The sequence below is a fragment of the Paenibacillus silviterrae genome (assembly GCF_030167925.1).
Classification (GTDB): Bacteria; Bacillota; Bacilli; order Paenibacillales; family NBRC-103111; genus Paenibacillus_G; species Paenibacillus_G silviterrae.
The window spans coordinates 2174689-2199146 of sequence record NZ_JASKUT010000002.1; the positions used below are offsets into that span (position 1 = coordinate 2174689).

Annotated in this window: 21 protein-coding genes; 11 read left to right on the forward strand and 10 right to left on the reverse strand. The window is 48.8% G+C overall.

Annotated elements, in window-relative coordinates; all coding sequences use genetic code 11:
• Positions 1 to 145: 145 nt before the first annotated feature.
• A complete protein-coding gene (locus QMO62_RS32370; RefSeq protein ID WP_284646621.1) occupies positions 146 to 2185 on the forward strand; it encodes a LuxR C-terminal-related transcriptional regulator in 2040 nt (679 codons plus the stop codon).
• Positions 2186 to 2596: 411 nt separating this feature from the next.
• Here the strand turns inward: QMO62_RS32370 and QMO62_RS32375 are convergent, their stop codons facing one another.
• From QMO62_RS32375 to QMO62_RS32405, 7 genes are all read right to left on the reverse strand, one after another.
• Positions 2597 to 3322: a DUF4386 domain-containing protein gene (locus tag QMO62_RS32375; protein WP_284646622.1), complete on the reverse strand. Its 726-nt coding sequence runs from the start codon at positions 3320 to 3322 to the stop codon at positions 2597 to 2599.
• Between the two features lie 2 nt (positions 3323 to 3324).
• The gene (locus QMO62_RS32380; protein WP_284646623.1) at positions 3325 to 3552 is read right to left on the reverse strand and encodes a helix-turn-helix transcriptional regulator; all 228 of its coding nucleotides are present in this window, start codon (positions 3550 to 3552) and stop codon (positions 3325 to 3327) included.
• A gap of 1 nt (position 3553) precedes the next feature.
• On the reverse strand, positions 3554 to 4000 hold the full coding sequence (locus QMO62_RS32385; RefSeq protein ID WP_284646624.1) for a hypothetical protein: 447 nt from the start codon (positions 3998 to 4000) through the stop codon (positions 3554 to 3556).
• 744 nt (positions 4001 to 4744) lie between these two features.
• A complete protein-coding gene (locus QMO62_RS32390; protein WP_284646625.1) occupies positions 4745 to 5170 on the reverse strand; it encodes a hypothetical protein in 426 nt (141 codons plus the stop codon).
• 196 nt (positions 5171 to 5366) lie between these two features.
• Positions 5367 to 5546, reverse strand: coding sequence for an H-type small acid-soluble spore protein (locus QMO62_RS32395; RefSeq protein ID WP_284646626.1), 180 nt, complete (start codon positions 5544 to 5546; stop codon positions 5367 to 5369).
• Between the two features lie 87 nt (positions 5547 to 5633).
• On the reverse strand, positions 5634 to 6086 hold the full coding sequence (locus QMO62_RS32400) for a DUF441 domain-containing protein (RefSeq protein ID WP_284646627.1): 453 nt from the start codon (positions 6084 to 6086) through the stop codon (positions 5634 to 5636).
• Positions 6087 to 6105: 19 nt separating this feature from the next.
• Entirely contained in the window at positions 6106 to 6810 is a 705-nt protein-coding gene (locus tag QMO62_RS32405) for a PIG-L deacetylase family protein (protein ID WP_284646628.1), read from the reverse strand.
• A gap of 234 nt (positions 6811 to 7044) precedes the next feature.
• On the opposite strand from QMO62_RS32405, the gene QMO62_RS32410 reads away from it, so the two are divergent.
• Positions 7045 to 7914, forward strand: a complete 870-nt coding sequence (locus QMO62_RS32410) for a YitT family protein (protein WP_284646629.1) — start codon at positions 7045 to 7047, stop codon at positions 7912 to 7914.
• A 69-nt stretch (positions 7915 to 7983) separates the two neighbouring features.
• Here the strand turns inward: QMO62_RS32410 and QMO62_RS32415 are convergent, their stop codons facing one another.
• Both QMO62_RS32415 and QMO62_RS32420 read right to left on the reverse strand, forming a co-directional pair.
• On the reverse strand, positions 7984 to 9054 hold the full coding sequence (locus QMO62_RS32415) for a sensor histidine kinase (protein ID WP_284646630.1): 1071 nt from the start codon (positions 9052 to 9054) through the stop codon (positions 7984 to 7986).
• Complete coding sequence (locus QMO62_RS32420; RefSeq protein ID WP_284646631.1) at positions 9051 to 9743, reverse strand: response regulator transcription factor; 693 nt, start codon at positions 9741 to 9743, stop codon at positions 9051 to 9053. Before QMO62_RS32420 ends, QMO62_RS32415 begins: the two co-directional genes overlap by 4 nt.
• 192 nt (positions 9744 to 9935) lie before the next feature.
• Here QMO62_RS32420 and QMO62_RS32425 point away from each other — a divergent pair, with 192 nt between their 5' ends.
• The 9 genes from QMO62_RS32425 to QMO62_RS32465 all read left to right on the forward strand — a co-directional run bounded on the left by QMO62_RS32425 (position 9936) and on the right by QMO62_RS32465 (position 20356).
• On the forward strand, positions 9936 to 10577 hold the full coding sequence (locus QMO62_RS32425) for a DUF2306 domain-containing protein (protein WP_284646632.1): 642 nt from the start codon (positions 9936 to 9938) through the stop codon (positions 10575 to 10577).
• A gap of 62 nt (positions 10578 to 10639) precedes the next feature.
• Positions 10640 to 11233, forward strand: coding sequence for a nitroreductase family protein (locus tag QMO62_RS32430; RefSeq protein ID WP_284646633.1), 594 nt, complete (start codon positions 10640 to 10642; stop codon positions 11231 to 11233).
• A gap of 88 nt (positions 11234 to 11321) precedes the next feature.
• Positions 11322 to 12452, forward strand: a complete 1131-nt coding sequence (locus QMO62_RS32435; protein WP_284646634.1) for a low temperature requirement protein A — start codon at positions 11322 to 11324, stop codon at positions 12450 to 12452.
• 27 nt (positions 12453 to 12479) lie between these two features.
• Positions 12480 to 13286 carry an AraC family transcriptional regulator gene (locus QMO62_RS32440; RefSeq protein WP_284646635.1) on the forward strand — a complete coding sequence of 269 codons (807 nt, stop codon included), beginning with the start codon at positions 12480 to 12482 and terminating at the stop codon, positions 13284 to 13286.
• A gap of 81 nt (positions 13287 to 13367) precedes the next feature.
• Complete coding sequence (locus QMO62_RS32445) at positions 13368 to 14336, forward strand: proline dehydrogenase family protein (protein WP_284646636.1); 969 nt, start codon at positions 13368 to 13370, stop codon at positions 14334 to 14336.
• Positions 14337 to 14829: 493 nt separating this feature from the next.
• The gene (locus QMO62_RS32450) at positions 14830 to 16473 is read left to right on the forward strand and encodes a hydrogenase maturation protein (RefSeq protein ID WP_284646637.1); all 1644 of its coding nucleotides are present in this window, start codon (positions 14830 to 14832) and stop codon (positions 16471 to 16473) included.
• A gap of 16 nt (positions 16474 to 16489) precedes the next feature.
• Complete coding sequence (locus QMO62_RS32455) at positions 16490 to 17524, forward strand: HD-GYP domain-containing protein (protein WP_284646638.1); 1035 nt, start codon at positions 16490 to 16492, stop codon at positions 17522 to 17524.
• An 88-nt stretch (positions 17525 to 17612) separates the two neighbouring features.
• Positions 17613 to 19616: a bifunctional diguanylate cyclase/phosphodiesterase gene (locus tag QMO62_RS32460; RefSeq protein WP_284646639.1), complete on the forward strand. Its 2004-nt coding sequence runs from the start codon at positions 17613 to 17615 to the stop codon at positions 19614 to 19616.
• A 62-nt stretch (positions 19617 to 19678) separates the two neighbouring features.
• Positions 19679 to 20356, forward strand: a complete 678-nt coding sequence (locus tag QMO62_RS32465; RefSeq protein ID WP_284646640.1) for an SIMPL domain-containing protein — start codon at positions 19679 to 19681, stop codon at positions 20354 to 20356.
• A 121-nt stretch (positions 20357 to 20477) separates the two neighbouring features.
• Here the strand turns inward: QMO62_RS32465 and QMO62_RS32470 are convergent, their stop codons facing one another.
• Entirely contained in the window at positions 20478 to 24386 is a 3909-nt protein-coding gene (locus QMO62_RS32470) for an S-layer homology domain-containing protein (protein WP_284646642.1), read from the reverse strand.
• Positions 24387 to 24458: the final 72 nt, after the last annotated feature.

The window sequence follows — 24458 nt, forward strand, 5'->3', positions numbered from 1 at the left end:
GAGGGCAGCTTTTGTTGTTTGGGAAGCGAGATCTGTTTCCCGTTCTCGGTCTATTTTCCTACCAATATGTGTAAAGTTTCACATTGTTATGAAAACAATCTTTGTATATGATGAAAGGAGGAAACCATAGGTCAATTTGGAGGATATGATGCCAATCGTGGATACGTTTGAGCAACTGGAGGGACAGTCGCTCGTGGGACGCCGCGGGGAGATAGCAGCGTTCGAGAGGCTTCTTCTTGAGCGCACCGGCATAGAGAAAATCATTTCCATACACGGCACCGGGGGAACAGGCAAAAGCACTCTGCTCGCCGAGCTCGGCCGCAGGGCAAGAGCGGCGGGCTGCATCACGCTATCGATCGGCGGTTTGGGGCTTCATTCCGAGCCGTCCGAAATCTACTCTTCGATTCTGCAGCTCCTCCAGGATCAATATTACATACAGCGGCTCACGGCGAAGCCAACCGAGGAACTGTGTACGGAGGCGCTGAATGAAATGGCCCGTCATGACCGCGTCGTGCTCTTTATCGACCATTACGAGCGGCTGGAGGCTCTGGACGATTGGTTCCGGTGCTCGTGGCTGCCGGGTTTGCACGAGAATCTGCTTGTTGTCATAGCGGGAAGAAGGCCCCTTGCCGAGCCATGGATGCTCTCCGGCTGGCGGCACCTGATCGTGTCGATAAGGTTGACGGAGCTTACGGAAGGGGACGTTCAGGAATATTTGCATCGCTGCGGATATACGGATCGGGAACGTTTTGAGTACATATGGAGACATAGCAAGGGCCACCCGTTGATGATGTCCTTGCTATGTGCTTTACCATCTTCGGGTGTGGGGGGTCCTCAAGCCGGCTCCTGCAGCGATGCTTTTGCCTATGTTGTGCATCAATGGCTTCGAGAGGTGCCGGACGAACAGCTTGTTCCCTTCATCGAAGCGGCCTGTGTGCTTAGCCGGTTCAATCAGGACAGTCTCTCCTTCGTTGCGGGCCGGGAGATTAGCGCCGCTAAGTTTCGACAGCTCGTGCGCTACTCTTTTGTTCGCAGGAGAGCCCCCGGCTGGGAGGTGCACGAGCTGATGCGGGTGGCGGTTGTGCGGGAGCTGAGGGATAGATCACCCGAGCGCTTCGCGGGCTACATGAAGCAGGCTCTCCTTCATTATTATCATAAGGTACAGAGAAGCCCCAAAGGGTCGCTTGTATCTTGGGAAGCGGGGGAGCTAACTTATTACCTGGGCGATGGCATCATTCGCGCTTTGCTTCACAGTGTCAATCCTTGGACGCGACCCTTCGTGCCGGTAGGGGCGGAGGCTCTGGCCGAGCTTGAGGCGTATGTGGAGCGAAGATGGCGGGAGGCGCGACCGGCGAAGCTGCTGCTTCAGGACCCCTTTACGGAAGAAGCCTATCGCTTTGAGCTGACGGCAGAGCAAACGCTGGCCACGCTAAAGGGAATTGACTTCACAGTCCTACTATCCTTGGGAGATGATGTGATCCGGGTTGTAAGGGATGGGCAAGGGAGAATAGAGGCATTCGCCGCCGTCATCCCGATTCATGAAGGGACGCTCCCTTACCTGAGGACATCTCCAAGATATCAAGCCTATTTTGAGGCGTTGTCCAAGGAGGAATGGGAGCGCTTATCCGCACCAGCCGCTGCTCCGGCAGGCTATTGCATTGAAACGATCGACTTTCAGGATCTGGGAGGCGTGCGGGATTCTTTAGGCCACTTCTTTCTCAGCTTGATGTTCTCGGACTACCTTGTGATCAATTCGCCGCCGCCTCATCCGCTCTTTGAGCTGCCGCATCGGAGCATGGGGTTCGAGATAGCAGATGAGGGCGAGCACACCTTCTATGATGGGGTCACTCCAGCACCTGTGTTTGTGTTGGATCGCCGAGCCGGTTCTCTTGAAAGCTTCGTGCAGCGGATGCTGGAGAAGATCGGGCAGCAAGAAGTGCTTCTGATGCGGCCGGACTCAACGACAACGGTAACGGAAGCGCCCGTTCTGACGGAACGTGAGCAGGAGGTATTGTCATTACTCCTTGAGGGGCTAACCAACGGGCAAATGAGTGAAAGGCTGTTTCTCTCCGAGGTGACCGTGAAGAAGCACCTGCGCTCGCTGTTTCACAAGTTCAACGTGAAGAGCCGTACTCAGCTGTTAAGCCGAACCATGGGTGCTCGCGATTCCCATAGATTGTTGTAGCAGCAATGAATGGCGGTAAGATAAACAAAGCAGCATTACGGCCTTGATGTTATAATTTGAATGGTGTAGGATATAAATAAATAGAGGCCGTGCGGCAAACACGACCTCCAGTGCAACAACCGCTAAGCGGTCGGCTGTACTGCATTGGTAACACGGTAGACCGCGACCTTTGCGATGGTGGGCGGTCTATTTCCTATTCAGGAAAGACAAAATCACAATCAGCATTAACCCAAAGGCTAACATTTCTTGTGTTGTCATAGGCATCATCCTCCTTTCACAGAGGACTAGCCGGCCGCCCTACAGCGTGCACGACCATATTAAAGAATAATTTACCATAGTATCTATATAACGACTTTTTCTATTCTTATTGCGAGCGTAAAGCTAAAGGTCGATACGGTCACTTCCTTGATCTTAGGTATAGGTTTCAAGAGCACTTTGACCTGAATACTCCTCATTCATTTGGGGAGCTACATGGAATCCTTTTACGAGCAGCCACACCGCCAGCGTCATTTCATACAAGGCTACCGGTATTGCCAACACTGCTCCCCATGCTGAGAGCTGCAGGATGACTCCATACATTTCCAGCAAGGCTGCAATGAAAATGAGCGCCGCGCCGGTAAGTCCCATATAGGATATGAATCGGGGAACAAGCTTGGATTTGTAGAGTAAATAGCTGCACATCATCGTATTAATGCCCAACATGAAATTAGGCCCAAGCATAAAGGTCCAGTCATGTATAGCTGTTAAGAGGGTCCCTGCCGCTTGATAAGAGGAAGCGTCCGGGGCCGGCGCATTTACGAAATCCTGGCTTAAGGTCAATAAGGCTAACACGCTCAGAACACCCACCGTGATAAGTACGGCTTCAAGAAATCGGAAGCAAACATACCCCAAAGCGATGCTTTCATTGTGCCTTCTGAATAAGGGATACATCATAATTGAGGTGCCAATCGCCGAACAGACAAGAATTAATTCAAACAGCGCTCCGCTGATGACTTGGGTTTTATTTGCATAGCCGTTCGTAAGGTAATCGGGATGATTGAGAATAGGATCGTATAAAAGCAGTCCAATAATCGACGTAACCGCCGCCAATATGAATAATACCCCTACAATCTTTGCTGTCTTTTGATTCGCACTCATCTTCATTCCCCTTTCTCCACTTCCTCATAAAAGAATACCTCTTCCAATGGCAAATCAAAGGTGCGGGCAATGCGAAAAGCCAATTCCAGAGACGGGGAGTAATTACCCTTCTCCAGAGCTACGATGGTTTGTCTTGTTACGCCTACTTTGTCAGCTAATTGCTGCTGGGTCATTTCATCATGGTTGAAGCGTAATCTTCGAATATGGTTGCCGACAAGAGGTTTGCCCATCTTATACTCCTTTCCGGTAGTGATAAAGTTTGGTGACGGAGCCGGTAACCTCGGACATGAATCCGGAGACGATCAGAATCATGAACATCGCTTGGGATGGCTGATCCACTACCAGCGACCCCATGGCAGCTAGAAAGCCTAGGACAAACACGTAGAAGGAATTGCGAGTCGCCTTCAGGTCAATAAGCTTATCCAGTTCATCCGCAAAGCCGGGCTCCTTCTCACCTGTTGTGATTCGAAAGATGATGTTGAACAGGATACTGATCAGGATATGGGCGACAATGGAAACCAAAACCAAGGTAAGCACGAAGGACCCCCAATAGCGAAAGGTTGCCGCTGACTCCAGCCCTCCTGCGGGGTGCTGCGGATACATGTACAAGCAATAAGTCCCAAAGATGAGTATGACGCTGATCAATGAAACGATGCTTTTCTTCTCTTGAAAAGTCATGGATACACTCTCCTGTATATTTCTTTTTACATAATGTAAAGTATTATATACATAAAGTATCCAAATTTTATCATAATGTCAAGTTTAATTTACATTCATCGATGCAATCAGACTGTTTACCTATACATGACCAACTAGTGATGCACTAGGGGTTGTATAATGGCAGATGTGCGATTACTGGCATCCCGAGGGCGTGGATGCGTGTGTGTAGTGGCAGAAATGCGATTAAGCAGGCCAGCTGGTCGGTTTTTGTGCGATAGGGATCGTGTAGTGGCAGAAATGCGATTATTGGTGCCCCGACGGCCTGGATACGTGGGTGTAATGGCAGAAATGCGATTAAGCAGGCCAGCTGGTTGGTTTTTTGCACGATAGGGCTGTGTAATGGCAGATATGCGATTACTGGCGGTCATTGCTTAGGATTCACGAGTGTAATGGCAGAATTGCCATTAAGAGGATCAGCTAGTCGGTTTTTTGTGAAATAGGGATGTGTAATGGCAGATGTGCGATTACTGGTGCCCCGAGGGCCTGGATACGTGGGTGTAATGGCAGATTTGCAATTAAGCCAGTTGGTTAGTTTTTGCGCAATAGGGATCGTGTAGTGGCAGAAGTGCGATTAAGCAGGCCAACTGGTCGGTTTTTTGTGCGATAGGGATCGTAGCAACTCACCTGTGCAGAAATGCGCCTATCAAAGATCGGATAACCCTGGGGACCTTCTGCAGGGTCAAGAAGTCGGCGCCGGGGTATTCAATTTTTTCCGGGTGAAAAGCTTGCACTATCAAATAATTCAGTTAGTATGGTATTCAATCGATCATTACTGGAAAAAGACAGATGATTTACACTGTTGTTGCTCAAGTCTAATTTGAGTTCGCTATCCTCATACACTAATACTCTGTGGATATAACCGATTGTTTCCTCATTACTCGGCGTCAGTTCAATATCTTTCATGACCGAGACTATTCGCTTGACCTTGTCTTGACTCGTAATTGTCTTACGCGCCCCATTCCTTCCGTCCACCAACACAACCGATGTAGCCTTCATGATATCTCCGGGGTAGATTTGAGAGAGGGTGAAAGTTCTAGCTTCCTGCTGCTGAAGCTCTTCGTATGCTGAAAATTCAGTATGGCTGTACTGGCCTAAGACGATAAGCAAAATAAGAAGAATGTTTGCCATGATAATCACTCCCCGATATGACATCTGCTTCACGTTATAGACAGCACTATGACCGGAAAAGTTTCACAATCTTGCACACGAAATTTCGTATTCCCGTGCTGGGTCAGTTATTTTACCCGCAGCCCGGAGGGGTTGAATTTACCAAGCCTAATAAAAAGCAAGCTGCCCACTAGCGACAGCCTGCTTTTATCAGTGTTCAATGTTCAACCAAGGCACGGACGGGAACCTCTTGCTCGTGCTCCGGTTGGTTGAGCGGATAAATTCTCACCATTTCCGTCGTCTCATCGACGTGCTGAATGTAAATGGCGCTCCCGTCCCACGTGACGTTCGCCATCACGGGGGATTCCGAAATTTCCTTTGCACGCTGAATGTTCATTTCGAATTGGCCTCCTGTTTTTGGAATAACAATTGTAATGTGTTCATTCGCTTGGACAATTATGTAATCGGCGGGGGATATGACAGTTTACGTTTTGCCGATAAGCAGGGACAATATCCCCGCGGCGATGAGCGGCCCTACAGGCACACCTTTCACAAAGGCGACTCCGAGAACGGTGCCCAGCATTAATCCGGCGACGATCGTAGGTTGATTCGTCATAAGCGTGACGCCTCTTCCGCCCAGATAAGCTACAAGTCCCCCCACGGCGATAGCTGCCAGGGATTTCCAATGAAAAATGGAGCCATACCATGCTTGTATATCGATCTTGCCGCTTGCGATAGGGGCAAAGATGCCGATCGTTAAAATGATAATGCCAAGGGAAAGTCCGTATTTTTCAAGCCAGGGAAATACCTGATGAAGCTGCATCACCCTTAGCAGCAGCAAGAAGACGGCGGCAATGGCAATCGAGGAATTACTTCCGAGGATTCCCAACGCCGCTAAGATAAGCAGCACAACGGATGGCAGATCAAGCTGTGGCATACGTTCTTCCTGTGCCCCCTTACTTTAATTTGAGATCCTTATGAGCCTTCTCCTCCGAAATTACCGGCCAGTGCCTTCCTCGTTCCCATGCCAGAACAAAGGCCTCGTATCTTCTTTCTTCAGGAAATTCATGAAGCTTACCGAAGTATCTTTCGATAGCAAGGATTTGAGAATCATGCGCTCTTAGAGCATCCGCTTTCACACTCCAAAGCGGCTTCGTATCAATCGCAAAAGTCGGACGGTGCCCCTCTTTCGCTAACGTGTCCGATGACATATAGTATAGCTGCGCCACGCTAGGACAGCTTCCGCCGACGACAGCCTTTGTTGTAATCCGGGATATCGCCATGTGATCCGGGTGAAAGTTTCCGCCGTCCGGAGGGAAGGTAAATACCGCCGCCGGTTGGAGCCGGTTAATAAAATCTACGACATGGTTCAGGAATAAAGTTTCATCCGCCTCTGACAGCTTCCCGTCAGGAAGCCCCAAATATTCCACTTCGCCCAGGTGCAGGATGTTTGCGGCTAGCTCCATCTCCTTCTCCCGCAGCTCTCCGAGCTCTGCCCTGGATAAATGCGTGTAAGCGCCGTTCTTGTTTCCCGCATCGCCTCTCGTAGCCAGCAATAGTCCAGGAGGATGGCCGCGGTCAGCAAGCATGCGAATGAGGCAGCCGCTTAGAAAGGTTTCATCATCCGGATGGGCATAGCAAAATACTACATGCGCACTCATGTTTATCCCTCTTTTACATTCGAATATCCTATTATACCCTTGCAACGGGTGGCTATACCCAAGAAATGGCATGCCCTTCTTATTGTAATTCGTAAGTCATGGCGAAATAAAGTATCTTCTTACTCCCAGGACTTCTAGCGGCCGGGATGAACGCGGAATCATTGTACGTTATAATGGATGAATCGGGTCGTTCACGGGCCTGCCGTAATGTTATATAGATGAAGGAGAAGAGAGATGAAGGAACACAAAGAAAACCATACCGTTGACCACATTCGCAGCATTGTCATGATTGTCATCGGTGCAGTCATTGCTGCGTACGGGCTGGAGGCCGTCCTGATTCCTAACGATGTCGTGGATGGCGGCGTTACCGGAATAGGCATGATGGGAGCCTATTTATTCGGAGTTCCATTAGGAGTACTGCTATTCGTTCTAAATATCCCTTTCGTATACTTGGGTTATAAACAAGTGGGGAGGACGTTCGCGATCCGAAGTACCATAGGGATCGCCGCCTTATCCGTTTCGACGTCCTTGCTGCATCACGTTGAGACCATACTGGGGCGGGAAGACCCTCTGTTGATCGTGCTTGCGGGAGGAATCTTGCTTGGTGTCGGCATTGGAGTCGTGCTTCGGAACGGCGGAGCCTTGGACGGCTCAGAGGTATTGGCCATCCTGGTGTCCCGCAATATTCCCTTCTCGGTAGGTGACGTGATCCTTTTTATCAACGCATTCATCTTCGTCGGAGCCAGCTTCATTTATGGCTTGGAGGGTGCGTTGTACTCCGCCATTACCTACTACATCGCGAAAAACGTCATCGACATCATCCAAGTGGGCTTGGAAAAATCGAAGTCCGTTCGAGTCGTCAGTCCGAAATCGGACCTGATCGGCGAGGCCATCCAAGCGCGTCTGGGCCGAAGCGTTACGTATATGCAAGGGCGCGGGGGCTTCTCGAATGAATCGACGGAGATCTTAAATTGCGTAATTAACCGGATGGAAGAAACGAAATTGTTGTCCATTATTCGGGACATTGACGAAGGCGCGTTCGTTGTCATCTCGGACGTTTCCGAGGTGCGCGGAGGGAATTTCCGGAAACGTGACATTCACTGATCGGACAAGCAAGAGCATACATATCTATATACATAAGCACAGAAGAAGGCTGCCGCATGGGCAGCCTTCTTACTTGTTGGCGGCAGGAATCCATCCTGACAGGATGGCGCCTCCGTCCGGATGATTGCAAGCCGTAAGCTCGCCTCCATACTGGCGCAGGATTCGCTGCGATATCGTGAGCCCCAACCCGGCGCCCCCGGTCGAACGATTCCTCGATTGCTCTCCTCGATACAGCGGTTCGAAGATTCGCTTGAGCTCCTCCGGCGCAAAGCCCGGTCCTGAATCGTGAATGGTGAAGGCCACTTGCTCGCCTTCCCTGCGGCATTGGACGGCTATTCGACCATAAGCAGGTGTGTACCGCACGGCATTATCCAACAAATTGCTTATGGCACGCTCCACTAAATGCGAATCGGCTCGAATCACACAGTCATCCGCAGAGGAAAAAACAGCAATTGAGATGTGTTTTTGCTGTGCTTGCGGCCCCAGACTGTCAACCGACTTCTGAACAATAACGGCAAAGTCATCCGTGTTCTCACTTATCCCCGTTTCCAGGTACTCCATCCTCGTAAAAGTGAAAAGATCCTCGACCAACCGGTCCAATTGCGCCGATTTCTCCTTACAAACCGCCACATACTTTGCGACTTGGTCCGGTGTTCGTGCGATGCCTTGCTCAAGCCCGTCCAAATAACCGCGTAGAGCAAATAACGGGGTCCGCAAGTCATGCGCTGCAGCGGCGATAACGAATCTTCGTTCCTCCTCCAGCTCCGCCTGCTTCCGGTGGGAGCTTTGAAGTCCGTTCACCATGACTTCAAATCCGTCTCGAACCTCGGCAATCTCTCGGATGGCGGATTGGGGCAGCTGAATGTCCCAGTCGCCTGCGGCAATGCGCCGCGCTGCCTGACCCATCCTCTCCAGGGGCACAAGAAGAAGTGTTCTCATTCGAACGCCTACAATCAGGAACGCAAGCAGCAGCCCTGCGAGCGCGGCAGCCCATTGAACCGTATACGAATTCGGCCGCTCGGCACCAATATTCAATGATTGGGTTGTTATGAGGTGTGCAGCCACAAAGAAAAGCCAGGGCATCAGCAGAAGGAGCAGCAGGCTGAGTACAAAATACGTTCGAATTGTAGGTTTCCTCATACGAAAAGCCCTTCAAACCGATAACCGACGCCCCACACGTTGGTTAAATATTGCGGTTGATCCGGATCGAGCTCGATCTTCTCGCGAAGACGGCTCATATGGACGCGAATCGTATGCTTATCGCCGATGCCGTCCCAGAACCTCGAGAGCAGCTGGTCGTAGGTAAACACATGTCTCGGATGCTCCGCGAACCATCGCAGCAGCTCATATTCCTTCGGTGTGAGCGAAACGTTCGTTCCATCGACGAGTACCTCTCTTGTAGCCAGATCCAGCTTGATGCGGCCATAGTCCAACACTTTGACCGAGCTTGCTTGCTCCGTGCCGGTACGCCTCAAAACGGCCTTCACGCGGGCAACGATTTCGCCGGGGGAAGCGGTTTTGACGATATAATCATCGCCGCCAAGCGTCAGTCCGCGGATTTTATCCACATCATCGCCACGGGCACTTAAGAACAGGATGGGTACGTTGCTCTCCGTCCGAATGCGCCGGCATAAATCAAATCCGTTGTGTCCAGGCATCATAATGTCCAAGATCATGCAATCAACCTTATTTTGGCGAAACACAGTCCAGGCTTGGGTTGCGTCAGCAGCCGTTACGACCTGAAAATGATCGTTCTCCAGAAAATCCCTCATAAGTTCAACGATGCTCGGATCATCGTCCACAACCAAGATTACAGGTCGTTCTTTCACTATATCCCGCCTTCCTACTTAGGATCCATCATATAAAGCCCATCTAACTGTAAGTGTATCATCTCTTTTGTAAAAACAAACGACTTCCTGCATATTGTGACGGTTTGTTTATTGTTTTGTAACCTTTTTGCCACTTCATTTGAGAGCTTCTCCTGCTATTCTTATTATCAGAAAAAGAAAAAGGAGAAAAGCATGGACAATCGCCAAGCCTTCTATAAGCTGATCGTATGTTTGCTTTTGATTTACATGGTTTATGTCTTGGTCAGCAATTTCATTATTGATCCTGGAGCCGAGACATTTTTGAGTCGAAAAGCAGGTCTTGCTCGTGAGCTTAAGCCTTGGATCTGGTTAAAGGTTATGTACATTCACGTGGGGTTCGCTTGTATAGCGTTGGCATCGGGGCTCATCAACTTTTCTACTCGCAGCTATGAGAAGCGCCCTAGGCTTCATCGCATGAACGGCTACGTATATGTATCATCCGTGCTGATTGTCGTGTTGACTTCCGGATACATGGCGCCTTACGCAACGGGGGGAAAGATGAGCAGCATAGGATTTAATCTTCTCAATATCGTCTGGCTTGCCGTGACGGCGATAGCTCTTATCCACATCTTCAAGAAACGGGTTCGCCTGCACCGTCAATGGATGATACGGAGCTATGCCTTCTGTTTTACGAACGTGCTGATCCATCTGTTTACCTTTGTGCTTCACAAAATGATCGGCATCCCTTACGCGACCGGCTACACCCTAGGGCTTTACGGCTCGATCGTGCTGCTGATGATTGTCCCGGAGGTGCTTATTCGAGGTAAAGGAAACACAAGGCGGTTTGCTAAATGATTTGATTCAATGACGATTCAATGGTAAATTTAGCCTATACCCTTGATGGAGGATCAACAATAATGAATAAAACAGATATACGAAAACCGAGCTTCGAAGTATCCCCACAATTTATCGATCGGTGGTCACCGAGGTCTTTTTTGGAGAAGGAGATCCCTGATGAGGTTCTTCACAGTGTGTTTGAGGCCTCGCGTTGGGCGCCTTCCGCTTCGAATCTTCAGCCTTGGAGATTCATTATCGCCCGGACCGAAGAAGATCGTGAAGCATTTTATTCCTTTATCGTACCGGCCAACCTTGTATGGTGTAAAAGCGCACCTGTCTTAGCCGTCGTCTTGTCGCAGACAACAACAGAACGCGGACCCAATGCTTGGCATGCTTTTGATGCGGGGACTGCTTGGGGTTATCTTGCTTTAGAGGCAAATCGGAAAGGTCTCATTACCCATGCAATGGGGGGATTTGACAAGGAGAAAGCCCGTGACGTATTGCATCTTCCTGACGAATATGAAGCTCATGCCGTCATCGCCATTGGATATCAAGGCGAACCTGAAGCTCTGCCGGAGAATCTGCGGGAGCGGGAACAACCGAGCAACCGACGTTTATTGAAAGAATCTCTTTTCGAGGGCGTTTTCGGTAAAAATACACTTGATGATCACTGAATCAGCTGACTAGGTCGAGGGAAGCACACCTTTCCATTTGCGATAGGTGTGTTTCTTCCTGTTCACTCTAAAGCAAAGGGGCACATTTGTGAATAAACATGCATCGGGATTCCAGCACAATGCGGCATTCGCGGAGAAGAAAGTAACGTGGCTGGAGCTTTTTTACGATCTTCTGTTTGTAGCGGCGGTTTCCAAGGCAAGTCACGTCCTGTTACATGTACATGACGGCTTTATTCCGCTGGAATATTTAATGAAATTCGTTCTAATCTTTGTTCCGATCTGGTGGGCTTGGGTAGGGCAATCGCTCTTCGTCAACCGGTTCGGACGGGATAACCTTTCTCACCGTATATTTCTGATTCTGCAATTATTTTTTGTCTTAATTATGACGGCAAGCCTGTCCGTTGATTTTGATCAATACTACATTCCATTTTTGACAGGCTATCTCGGTTTAAGGGCTATGACGGCCATTCAATACCTTGCGGTACAGAAAAGAGAAGAAGCGGACAGACGGAGCACCGCCCGTTTTTTGGGAAGCCGCTTTTGGATTGGTTTGGTGATCTCCGCTTTATCGCTATTTTTTGACTCTTGGATTCGTTATGCCGTTTTGTATGCGGGAATTGCTGTGGACATCTTGCTCCCTTTACTAGGTCGGAAATATTTGGTGAAAAGCCCGATAAATACCCACCATTTATTAGAACGGTTCGCACTGTTTACGCTTATTCTACTTGGTGAATCCGTAATAAGCATACTAGCCGTTTTGCATTCCAGTCATTGGACGTGGCAATCGATTTTATTCGCATCCCTCACTTTTTTGCTGATTATCTTCATATGGTGGCAGTACTTTGACAATGTAGAAAAGAAAGTGGACAAAACGATAGCGACTGCCGGTCAAACGATCATTTACGGCCATTTATTCGTTTATTTATCCATGTGTATGATCGCGGCTTCGATTCAATTGATATTCCTGGAACAATTACATTACTCATTTATGGTAAGCTTTACTCTCGGGTCCGTACTGCTGTACTTTGCTTCAACGACGCTGGTATTCCACAAATACAGACATAAGCATCTAAGATTGGGTAAATCTCATCTGGCGGTGTTTATAGGATTACTTGGTGCTTTTTTTGCAGTGGATATGTTGTTCATCATGCCCAATTACATCATTATCGGGGAAGTGATGTTGTTCTTTGCCGTATATGCGAAAGTAACGACTTCATAAGCCATATTCGATTTCGGAGGTTTATCTATGGAGGAAGTGGCCTTTTACCGGGACGAGTCGCTGTCTTTTCTGGAAGCGAAGCGATGCCGGAAGAACGACCTGGCGTATCAGAAGCATTTTCACGAAGAGTACTCTATCGGTCTCATTGATGAAGGTGAAACGCAGGCATGGTGTGAAGGTGTCTTATGGCGTGTAGAAAAGGGGAGAATGATCAGCTTTCCGCCACACCTGCTCCACGCTTGTCAGCCTGCGGATGCTGCTAAATGGGAATACAAAATGCTGTTTCTGAAGGCGCAATGGTTCGATCATCTTGAACTGCCCGGGATCGATCGGTTAGAAATGCCATTTTTACTCGAAAAGGGCAGAAATGCCGCCTGCAGCATGCTGCTTAATCGTACCATGGAGTTGCTAACGGAAGGCGGCTCGCCGCTACAAATTGAAACGAGGTTAATCGAATTGGTGCATATGCTCGTAACCAAGCATGTGTCCGATTCGGCGCATGAGCCTTACGGAGTGCTGGAACAGAATTACGTTAAGCGAACCAAGGAGTATATCCATGCGCATTACACGGATCGGATCACACTTGACATGCTGGAGCGGGAAACCGGGGTCAGCCGGTATCATCTCATTCGCATGTTCAAGAAAAGCACGCATCTGCCTCCTCATGCGTATCAAAATTTGCTTCGTATCAACCATGCCAAGAAGGAATTAAAAAATAGGCGACCCATTGCCGATATTGCCGTGGATACCGGTTACTATGATCAAAGTCATTTCTCAAAGGCCTTTGCCAAAATCGTCGGGGCGACACCTCAGGCTTACGCCGTGTCCGTCTAACAAAGCGCAATTTTTTACAATCCATTCCTCTTGTCCGATTGTACACTGAATTTATAAGACAAGAGGAGGGACCAGTTGGCGATGACTAAGAAGAGTGTGGAACAAACCTTTGCCGATGCGATGAAATCGATTGCCCGACGGGCCGATCTGAAGACTTATGTTGAGGAGACTCCGGCCATCTACCGGCTGCTGCAGCGTGCGGCGGTAAAGTATGTGACGGGAGAGGAGAGGCAGGATGGCCTTGAGGCCGGACGAAGGCTGGCGGATAAAGGGTATGCTGTCTCGCTTGAATATATCGGAGAAAATACGGCGGATGTCCGAGCCTGCGAAGCCGCGGCACAGGAGCTGTCGATGCTCATTCAAACGCTAGCGGAGCGCGAGCTGCCGGCACGCGTCTCATTCGATCTTTCCCACATCGGCTTATCGCTGGACGGCGGGCTGGCGTATAAGCAGCTGACGGAGCTTGCCGCGCAAGCTCAGCGGCACGGCATCGAGCTGTTTATCAGCATGGAGGAATCGGCTAAGACCGATGCGATATTATCGATCTATGAAAGAGCGGCAGCTGCATATGAGAACATCGGCATCACGCTGCAGGCGCAGCTGAACCGGACGGCGCAGGACTTGGACGGCTTACAGAACAGTCCCGGTAGGGTCCGCATCGTTAAAGGGGCATACCAGGAGCCGGGGCACCTGGCGATACCGCGTTCGGCCGCCTTGAACGAGCGGTATTTGACGCAAGTAGAGAGCGCCATCCGCAAGGGGCATCGAGTGTCGATTGCCACCCATGATGAGACCATCGTAGCTGAGGTAATCAAACGGGGATGGATCCATGAGCCGGGCGTTGAGTTCGAATTGCTGTATGGCATTCGGCCGGATTTGAGCAGCCGATTGAAGAAGGCGGGTTATCCGGTTCGCGTTTATTTAACCTATGGCCATGAATGGTATTTGTACCTTTGCCACCGGATCGCCGAGTATCCGCCCAATCTCTTTCAAGCGTTTATTGACATGACGGGCGCCGGAACGGCAGATCCCGTGTTGGAGTATGAGTAAGTCTGAATCTAGCGAGATCTTATGTTTCACAATAATTAGAGCGGCGGCCAACCCGGCTTGCCGCTTATTTGCGTTCGCTTAGTCCACGCCAATCTCACCTTACCGAATATCAATGTATTAGAAGGAGGTGGAACCCTATGGCTCACTGTACCACGTGTAGATGGTACTCTAGCAATTTCCAATAATATCCGTAAACCGTTCATATTACTATTGAATAATACAGTGACCATTACTGTAAAGCCCTAAACCATAGCTCGAATCGGTTCATTGAGCTGCGGATTCCCCAAAAAGCCTATTGCAGTATGAGCACTGCAATAGGCTTATATTATTAAACGAGCGGATTGCCGACTTCGTATCCTTGTAGAAAAATTGTGGAAATTGTCGAGTTTTTGTAGAGTTTATCATGTTAGGTTAAGAAAGACATCTTTTTTAGAACCGGAAGAAAGAAGGAGAAGGCATGCGCGTTTTATTTTTGACAACCGCTCATAACAGCATGAGTCAACGCTTGTATGTTGAGTTAACAGACAGAGGGCATGACGTCAAAATTCATATTTCAAAGACGGAACAAGATATGACCAAGGCGGTGTCTCAGATAAACCCGGAGCTTATCATAGCGCCGTTTATGAAAACGATCATTCCCGAGTCCATCTGGAAGAAACATACCTGTCTCGTTGTACACCCCGGAATCAAAGGAGATCGTGGCCCTTATTCATTGGACTGGGCTATAATGAATGCGGAGGATACTTGGGGCGTTACCCTATTGCAGGCCAACGAAGTCATGGATGGAGGGGACATATGGTCCTCAAGCACATTTAGCATGAAAGAGATAAGTAAGAGTCATTTATATCGTAATGAAGTGACGCAAGCGGCTGTGAATTGCGTACTTCAAGCCATAGATTCAATTGAGAGCGGGACAAGCTGCCCGGAGCCGCTGGATTATTCGAATCCGGACATTCGCGGGAAGGCCCACCCGTGCATCGTACAGAACGATCGGAAATTGGATTGGAGCGGACCTACCGAAGAAATTTTCCGAAAAATTCGGGCTGCTGACAGCCAGCCCGGAGTGTTGGATGAAATGTTCGGTGAACCGGTCTACCTCTTCGGCGCTCATGTGGAGGATTTCCTAAGAGGAGAACCGGGCGAAATCTTGGGATATCGGGATGGGGCTATATGCCGTGCAACCGGCGAAGGCGCGATATGGGTTACCCATTTGAAAAAAAAGGGTTCTTTTAAGCTTCCGGCAACCCTTGCTATGCAAGACAGAATGAATGAAGTTCCTGATGTAAGCCTATCCCCATTGGCACAATATAAGGGGCGTACCTATCGTGAAATTTATTACGAAGAAAAGGACCAGGTAGGCTACATCCATTTTCAATTTTACAATGGGGCGATGTCCACCGAACAATGCAATCGACTAAGAAATACATTAGCTGAAATAAAAAAATCAGATGTCAAAGTCATTGTGCTGATGAGCGGAACTGACTTTTGGTCCAACGGCATCCATTTAAACGTCATCGAGCACGCACAGAACCCCGCTGATGAATCTTGGGCTAATATTCATGCGATGAATGATCTGATACGTGAAATTATTCTAACCCCGGACCAGCTCGTTATTTCCGCAATTCAGGGAAATGCCGGTGCAGGCGGCGTTATACTAGCTTTGGCTGCAGATTATGTGTATGCCCGAAATGGTGTAGTCCTCAATCCGCACTACAAGAAAATGGGCGGATTGTATGGTTCGGAATACTGGACATACCTTTTACCTAGATGGGTGGGTAGGGATAAGGCGATGCAGCTAACGGAAGAATGTATGCCGATTAGTACAACCCATGCCAAGTCCATAGGTTTAATTGATGATAATTTCGAGGCGGAGACATTTGGTGAGCGCGTTACGCAAATTGCAAGCGAATTGGCCTGTCATTCGGAATTTGACAAGATGTTATTCGACAAAGACCAGAACCGTGAACGGGATGAACAAATCAAACCATTAGAACAATACCGTAAAGAGGAGCTGGACCGGATGTGGGTCAACTTTTACGGAGAAGATCCATCATATCATAAATCCAGACATCAATTTGTATATAAAATAAGCTGCGCGGCAACCGAGTCCGTAAATGTTCCCGTTTCCCTACGGTAAAGAAAGGGGCCCCGTTGTGGCACATGAAGAGATGATTCTAAATAATCCCATAGGAAAAGCAGTAAATAGGGACATTTATAGCGCAAGCGGCGTTCTGTTGGTTGCAGCCTCCACGATCATTACGAGAGATCATAGTAAACTGCTTGAAAGACACGGAATTGTTCTCACCAGCCAAGATTTGTATTCGGTTGACACCTTTACCGCTGCGGGAACGGCAGAAAATCAAAAGATGGTTGATGAGGCAGTTATTCAAGTGAGTCAGCTTTTTGAAGAGATACGCGAAACGAGAAAAGTCCCGCTCCAAGAATTACGTAGTAAAATCATTCCGGTCATTCAAGAAGCGGCAAACACTACCAGTCTATATGGATTGATAACTTCTTTTCAATCAAAGGACGACTACACGTATCGCCATAATCTAGCTGTCGGAGTGTTCGGAAGCCTTCTTGGAAATTGGATAGGTTTGGAGCGTCAAGAGCTTTTGCAGCTAACAACAGCGGCATTCTTACATGATATAGGGAAGATGCTTATTCCGGGAGAGATATTAAATAAACCCGATAGGCTGACGGTAGAAGAATATTCAATGATGAAGAGTCACACGGTCATCGGCTATGAAATTTTAAAGGAAACCGTCGGTGTAAATCATCGACAGGCACTTGTAGCCCTTCAGCATCACGAGAGAATGGATGGGAGCGGTTATCCGTTCGGGCTAAAACAAAAAAGAATCGATCTTTTTAGCCGAATTGTCGCGGTTGCCGATGTATTTCATGCCATGACATCCAAGAGGGTTTACCGGAATCCCTCCCCTTTTTTTGAAGTATTGTTTCAAATGGAAAGGGATGCATTCGGGGTACTGGATCCTGCCGTCATAAAAGTGTTTATCGGTAAAATTATGAACACCTTAGTCGGGCGTCCGGTACTATTGACTGATGGAAGTGAAGGAACGATCTTATTGATCCACCCAAATGAGCCGACGCGCCCACTCATCCAGATTGGCGGCAGCCATAAGGATCTTAGAAAGGATCTTACCGTACATATCAAGCAAATTCATTAATTCTCAGCGGCTATAAAGTGCTTCTTTGAGTGAATACCTTCATTTTAGAGAAGATGATATTCATGAAATAGGAGTGATTGGCGTGTTTATGAACGGAAGCTATAACTATTACATTGTAGCACTTTCGGTAGTCATTGCGATATTGGCATCGTATTCCGCATTAAGTATAGCCGGGAAAATCTCAGGCTCAAGCGGAAGAACCCGATTTTTTTGGTTACTGGCCGGAGCGGTCGCCATGGGAAACGGCGTTTGGTCCATGCATTTTGTCGGTATGCTCGCGTTTCACCTTCATGCAACGGTCAAATATGATATTTGGCTAACGCTGCTTTCTTTGGGAGCAAGCGTAATTTCTTCGTTTATTGCGTTTTATATTACTATGCCTAAGAACATTAATTGGTACAAGATTATGGTCGGCGGCTTCTTCATGGGTAGCGGGATTGTCACGATGCATTACGTGGGAATGGAAGCTATGATCATGAATGTTCGAATTACTTACGATAAACAGATATGGGTCTTGTCGGCTGTCATTGCTTTTGTAGCCTCTTACGCAGCATTATTATTGTTTCTTCGTTTTCGAAACCAGGCTTCGTCAAGCTGGCTGAAATGGGCGTCAGCGGTCGTAATGGGCTTTGCGATTTGTGGGATGCATTATACGGGTATGAAAGCGGCAAGGTTTCAAGCTCATGAGAATGTGATAATGGAACATGCCTCAACTGTGGACCTTTTTCTGCTTTATGGGGTAACCGTAACTATATTTGTTATCCTATTCGTATCTTGGGGAGCCATGTTCTTTGATCGGCACGTATTGGAGAAGATGGCGTATCAGGACAGCATTACCGGCTTGCCTAATCGAAATGAAATGAATCGTTTTTTTGATACGCATGTAGGAAACGAAAGCATTGCGGTGTTATTCTTAGATTTGGATCAGTTTAAAGCCATCAATGATACACTGGGACACAATATCGGTGATTTGCTGGTGGAGCAGGTGGGTATACGTCTGCGTGAATTTGTCCGCGATGACCGGCAGGCCTTCCGCATTGGCGGCGATGAGTTCTTATTTATTATAAAAGATGGCGATTTAGGGCGGGCGGAAGGCTTGGCGGCACAAATACTCCAGAGCATAAAGAAAGTTTATCGAATTAATGACAATGAACTTTATATCACAGGGAGTATTGGCATTAGCATCGGAAGGATTCAAGAGTCCGACCGGTCAATCTTACTCAAAACCGCTGATACAGCGATGTATAAGGCCAAAGGATTGGGAAAAAACCAGTATTGTGTATATACCGACGAAATGGGCGTTAATGAAGTACGAAAAATGGAGCTGGAAAAAGATCTGCAACGGGCGCTAGAGCAGAACCAATTTTTTATTGTTTATCAACCGAAGTGGAATGTGAAAACGAATCGGTTGGTTGGATTTGAGGCCTTAATTCGTTGGCAGCATCCTCGGTTGGGATTAGTGGCGCCTGGAGAATTTATATCGATAGCGGAAGAGACAGGGCTCATTGTCCCAATGACACGGTGGACGTTGGAAGAATCATGTCGTCAATGTAAAGCTTGGTATGCCCGGGGAATTGCTCAACCGGTTTCTGTCAATTTGTCCGTTCGCCTGTTCCAAACGGATAGCCTTACGGAAATGATTTCGCAAATTTTGGAGAAAGTGGGTCTGGAGCCTCGATTTCTTGAACTTGAAATAACAGAGTCCATGGTCATTCATGAAATCAACGATATTATTCGGCAATTGCAAATGATACGTCGACTGGGAGTACGGATTTCCATGGATGACTTTGGGACAGGTTATTCCTCGATTGGGCTGCTTGACCGTTTACCAATAGATGCACTGAAATTAGATCGTTTGTTTACAAACGATCTTGACACACCCAGCAAGCGTGCCATCGTTCATGCCATTATCTTAATGGCGGAAAATCTTCAACTGGATGTCATCGCCGAAGGGGTTGAAAATCAAGAACACATTGAGTTCTTGACACAGCTAGGATGTTATGTCATGCAAGGGTATTTCTACGGAAAACCAATGAATAATGAAGTCATCGAAAAATGGATGGAAGAAAAAATAGATAGCAAACATGCATAATGAATCATGGACGAAGGGTCGAAATACAATAATTGTAATACCATATGAACAGGAGGCGGCCTATGTACTATCCGCCATGGTCTCCGCAGCCACACATGAATCCGCCCGTTATTTCCGGCAATGGGAATACAATCGAAGTCACGGGCGAGGGAACGGTTTCGGCCGCGCCTGACAAAGCGATTATCGTCCTTGGTGTCATTACGGAGCAAGCAAGCTTAACGGCAGCCCAGAAGGATAATGCCGACGCGGTTGCTCGTATCGTTGAAGCTTTAGGAAGCCTGGGTATACCCAAGGAAAACATGCAGACGACGCAATACAGCATCAATATGCAATATAATTATGAGGACGGTAAACAAATCTTTCGCGGATACCAAGTAACTCATTTGCTACAAGTCACAACGGAACAGATCGACTTGACCGGACGGATCGTGGACACGGCCGTCAAGAACGGTGCCAACACGGTGTCGAACATACAGTTCGCATTGAAGAACCCCGAAATCGCATATAACCATGCGCTATCGAAAGCGATCCGAAATGGCCAAATCAAAGCCAAAACGATGGCTCAGACCTTAGGCGTAACGCTCCATGACGTTCCTTTTCTAGTACAAGAGCTCCCCCGCACACCGGAAGCCATTCCGTATCTTACCGCTTCAACGTATAGCAAAAGTGAAGCTACCCCTATTCAGAAGGGGGAACTGACGGTTTCGGCATCCATCAAGGCAAAGTTTACTTATCATTGATAAGAACGGACGTTCAGCCGAGAGGCTGGACGTTTTTTTCTAAGCAGGCTGACCTTAGGGTTTGCCTGCTTTGTTCTAATTGCATTTGGAAAAGACCGCCAAGAGGCGGTCTTTGTGTAACTCAGTTGATAAATTGCAGCGACTGCAGCACACGCTTCAAAATCACGGCAGCTTGTGCGCGGGTAGCAGGCTCATTCGCAGCGAAGACTGTGTCCGACATTCCTTGAACGAGACCGGCAGCCAGTGCCTGTGAAACGGCTGCCTTCGACCATTCCCCGATATTCGAACGGTCTATGAACTTGTTCAATACCGAGCTGTCGGCCGGGGCTTCCTTGCCTCCGACTTTCATAGCCCGTATCATCATCGCTACCATTTGTTCGCGGGTAATGACGGCGTTAGGCTTGAAGCTGCCGTCTTCATAACCGTTAATCAATCCGGCCTTGTACGCCGAGCCTACAGCCCCGGCAAACCAATCGGCGGATTGGACGTCAGCGAACGCGTTATCCTTCGATTCGACCAAGCCAAGCGAGCGAACCAGCATGGCGGCAAACTCGGCACGAGTAACCCGGGCTTCCGGCGCGAATTGCTGATCGGTAATACCGTTAAGAATCCATTTATTCGCGAGCAGCTCGATCTCCGTTTGGGCCCAATGGCCGGCTACATCGCTAAACGAATTTTCGGACTGAATAACGGTATATACACTGTTGTGCGGTGATCGAATCTTGATTTCCGATGTACCGTCCTTTGTTGTTACTACGGCGGGAACAAAATGCAGCTGGTTGTTCGAATCGATCCATACAGCCGTCAGCTTGTCAGGGTCAACCGCTACCTTATCCAAGGTAATCGTCCGGTTGACATATATTCCTCCGAAGTCCGTGATTTCCGTACCGTTCACCGTAATTGTGAATTCAATCGGGTTCGAAATCACTTGCTTCGCATTAAGGTGATTCACCGCTGCATTAACATCGTCTCCCGCCTTGCCGGATACTTTGGAAATCGAGACGCCTACGGTCGAATCTTTCTGAATTTGGGTAAACAAAGTGACAGGCAGCTCATAGCTTATCCCGTTCGATCGAATCACCAAGCTGCTTCGCCGATTCATCGCTTGGAGAATGGCATTGCCCGGAAGCTCCACATGGATGGCAGGGTCGTTGCCCTTAACTTCAATAACGACAACCGGATGAGCTAACGCTTTCTCCAGTTTTTCCGCATCTACAGCGACTTTGGTTATCGTCCTTCCATCGGCTGCAGTTTCTTTCGTTACTTTGGCGTCTTGCTCAAGATGGATGCTGCCCGGATTACCCGATGAACCGCCAGACGGTGTCGGTGCCGGAGCGGATTCAGCTACCGGTCCCGATGAAATTGGTGTCCCCGCAGAGTCCTCCGATCCATTGCCTTCATCCGGCAAAGTGATCGTACCCGGCGTAACGATAACGTTAGCCAATGCCTTATACGTAGTGCCGGTAACCGTTCCGTTGACGGCAAAGTTTCCGGCAATCGCATACTGGGATGGGCTTATGGAATCCCATACCACAGGCAGCCTTTGAGTCGAGCTGTCGCTGTATACGGCGGTGACTACCGTCGGCATCATCGGCGCTGTTCCCGCTGTGGTAATGATGCTTTCAGGTGTAATGCTCACAATGACAGGCAGCTCGGCATGGGGGCGGGAAGCTTGCCCGATAATGTTGAAGACATTGCTTTTGATTCCGCCGGCATTGCTGTCTAACGTGAGATCAGCAACAAGGAGCACATACTGGGCATCCACCGTATCGGCCAGCGTAAGATCGGCCTTCTCGTTGTTGCTAAGGGCCGTCGCTTTCCCTGCACCGGGGATCATGATCCAGGAGGACCCGTGCTCCGTTTCATGCGGCTTCCTGGTTGCCTCCGAGGTTTCCGAGAGGGAGCCTCCCTCTTTCAGCTCGTCGTACGCCGCAGCATCGTTGGAATAGTACAGCTGGAAATTTTTCAAGAATTTACTGTTACTGGTCCATTCAAGCTGGATTCTACTAACCTGAATTTTCTTTTCCAGTTTGACGGCCGCCCAGTATTGATAGCCTGCCGTCTTGGCCAGCGTGCTATGAGCCTGCCAGGAAGTATCCGATTTGTCGTCGATAAAATAGTTTTTGGAGCCTCCGCTTTGAGAGACTACCTTGATTTCCGCACCGGGAACAACCGCCCAGTTTTTGATACCGGAGATGTTGACGTCTATATAAGGCTTTATATTTTTGCTGTTCGTAAGGCCTGTACCGGTAAATTGCCCGTAAATCCGGTAAGTCCCTGTTACATTAGGATGATAACCTTCCGGGCTCCAGGTCACGTCTGCCTTTTCGATCTTGCCCGTACTCAAGGTAACATCCAACTGCGAAGGCAGCCCCAAGCTGTCGAAGGCAGTGCCTGGCGATTCTGAAACGACTGTAGGCCTTGCCCAAGCCACAATATCCTTAGTTTGGCTGTTAGGATCCCAGCCGTCTGGGAACACATAGGTGCTGTTATCCCTTTTGATTAAGTAAATATCGGACAGATACATGGTTGCCGCCTGGAATTCATCCCCATATACCGATTCATTCACCGTGTTGTACATCCCGCGGTACAATCCCCATTTGGAACGGTTTTGCTGTCCCGGTACAGCCGGCAAATCGACTCGTTCCCTTTTGCCCGTTTCAGGATTCAAGACTTCCGGGCGTCTTAAGGTTTCGGCCGTCATGCCGCCGCTCGCAAGCACAGCGTTACTTTCCACGTCGACAAGCTTGCCGTATACATAGCCCTTGTCAGCTGTCAAAATCGTCACTTCCATATCCAGCCAACGGTCCACAACCTGCTCCAATGGAATCGTAAACAGAGGCTTGATCCGGTCCGCAGCTTGTCCGTCCGGATTGTTTCTGAATTCCAAATGGCCTTTTCCACCGACGGAAACCACCGTAAGGGTTGTGACCGGCTGACCGGCTTCATCCCCTTCTATGGCCTTTAATTGGAAGATATGGAAGAAGCGGCGGGGAGCGATCAGATCGCCGGCTTTCTTCTCCGCGGTATCCATCTGATACTTTAACGTTTCCGACGGGAGCATCAGCTTCCAGTGATGGGTCATAATGTCGCCGCCCACGCTGTTAGCATCGATATTGGACGAGCCGGTATTGCTCTTGATCTCGAGCCGCTGGCGATCACTGCCCACTGCACCGCGGTCACCGTCATCCCGGCTTACTCCGTCAGGTGTTTGGAACGGTAAAAATTCATGAAAACGCAAAATGTCGTTGCCCAGCTTACCGAGGCCGGCGCTAGTCTCTATTCCGTACTTCGTAAGCGCATTCACATCGGATTTGCCCATGGTCTGCAGGTACATATTATCCCCCAGCCAGGAGTCGGGGACCGTCTGAGCCGCCGGGTAATCTCCGGATCGGTCGTAGACCGATTCATACCAATCTTTACCGCTATAGGATGACGCCTTTCCTGGTCCTTCAATAGAACCTGTGGTGCTGCCGAAGCCGATCTTGGAAGCGCCCAGAACGTCCCATGCATGTTCGCCCGCTTTAATATTCAGCGGAGAATATTTGTCATTAGGTCCCACAGAGCCCGCTATAGAAGGAGGCAAATCCTTCTCAACAGTCACTGTAACGGTGTATTTCCGGCTGGAGCCGCTGTCATTCTTATCGGTTAGCACCAAATAGTACAATGATGTTCCTGCCGGAGAAAACTGGTCCAGCTTGGCATCGCCCCGATTGATGCCGCTTGTGGCAAACGGAATTGCCGTCAATTCATCGCTTCTGTAAACCGTCGCCGTAACGCCCGGATTCGTCGTTACGTTAAGCATTTGGTAAGAGGTGCCGTAAGGCAGCGAGATCCCAATGGCTGTATTAGGAACGTCAACTGCAGCGTTTACCGGCTTGTTCACTTTGACTTCAAACAAACCTAACTCATCTCCCTCTGCGGCATATGCCGTCGATACCGGAAAACCAAGGGGATTCAAAAGCGAAAGTACGATGGCAAATGGCAGAACAAAGCTTATAACCTTCTTCAGAACCTGTTGCGTGAGCATTCTGGAGCCTCCTTAATAGTTGTTTCGAAACATTATGCATGTGATTACGATGAATCAAGGCATTCCTCCTCT

Excerpts from the sequence above, each read along its gene's own strand:
- QMO62_RS32465 (WP_284646640.1), top strand. The coding sequence starts at position 19,679 with ATGTACTATCCGCCATGGTCTCCGCAGCCACACATGAATCCGCCCGTT.
- QMO62_RS32430 (WP_284646633.1), top strand. The coding sequence starts at position 10,640 with ATGAATAAAACAGATATACGAAAACCGAGCTTCGAAGTATCCCCACAA.
- QMO62_RS32400 (WP_284646627.1), bottom strand. The coding sequence starts at position 6,086 with ATGCCACAGCTTGATCTGCCATCCGTTGTGCTGCTTATCTTAGCGGCG.
- QMO62_RS32445 (WP_284646636.1), top strand. The coding sequence starts at position 13,368 with ATGACTAAGAAGAGTGTGGAACAAACCTTTGCCGATGCGATGAAATCG.
- QMO62_RS32450 (WP_284646637.1), top strand. The coding sequence starts at position 14,830 with ATGAGTCAACGCTTGTATGTTGAGTTAACAGACAGAGGGCATGACGTC.
- QMO62_RS32440 (WP_284646635.1), top strand. The coding sequence starts at position 12,480 with ATGGAGGAAGTGGCCTTTTACCGGGACGAGTCGCTGTCTTTTCTGGAA.
- QMO62_RS32425 (WP_284646632.1), top strand. The coding sequence starts at position 9,936 with ATGGACAATCGCCAAGCCTTCTATAAGCTGATCGTATGTTTGCTTTTG.
- QMO62_RS32390 (WP_284646625.1), bottom strand. The coding sequence starts at position 5,170 with ATGGCAAACATTCTTCTTATTTTGCTTATCGTCTTAGGCCAGTACAGC.
- QMO62_RS32460 (WP_284646639.1), top strand. The coding sequence starts at position 17,613 with ATGAACGGAAGCTATAACTATTACATTGTAGCACTTTCGGTAGTCATT.
- QMO62_RS32405 (WP_284646628.1), bottom strand. The coding sequence starts at position 6,810 with ATGAGTGCGCATGTAGTATTTTGCTATGCCCATCCGGATGATGAAACC.
- QMO62_RS32415 (WP_284646630.1), bottom strand. The coding sequence starts at position 9,054 with ATGAGGAAACCTACAATTCGAACGTATTTTGTACTCAGCCTGCTGCTC.
- QMO62_RS32380 (WP_284646623.1), bottom strand. The coding sequence starts at position 3,552 with ATGGGCAAACCTCTTGTCGGCAACCATATTCGAAGATTACGCTTCAAC.
- QMO62_RS32385 (WP_284646624.1), bottom strand. The coding sequence starts at position 4,000 with ATGACTTTTCAAGAGAAGAAAAGCATCGTTTCATTGATCAGCGTCATA.
- QMO62_RS32395 (WP_284646626.1), bottom strand. The coding sequence starts at position 5,546 with ATGAACATTCAGCGTGCAAAGGAAATTTCGGAATCCCCCGTGATGGCG.
- QMO62_RS32470 (WP_284646642.1), bottom strand. The coding sequence starts at position 24,386 with ATGCTCACGCAACAGGTTCTGAAGAAGGTTATAAGCTTTGTTCTGCCA.
- QMO62_RS32370 (WP_284646621.1), top strand. The coding sequence starts at position 146 with ATGATGCCAATCGTGGATACGTTTGAGCAACTGGAGGGACAGTCGCTC.
- QMO62_RS32375 (WP_284646622.1), bottom strand. The coding sequence starts at position 3,322 with ATGAGTGCGAATCAAAAGACAGCAAAGATTGTAGGGGTATTATTCATA.
- QMO62_RS32410 (WP_284646629.1), top strand. The coding sequence starts at position 7,045 with ATGAAGGAACACAAAGAAAACCATACCGTTGACCACATTCGCAGCATT.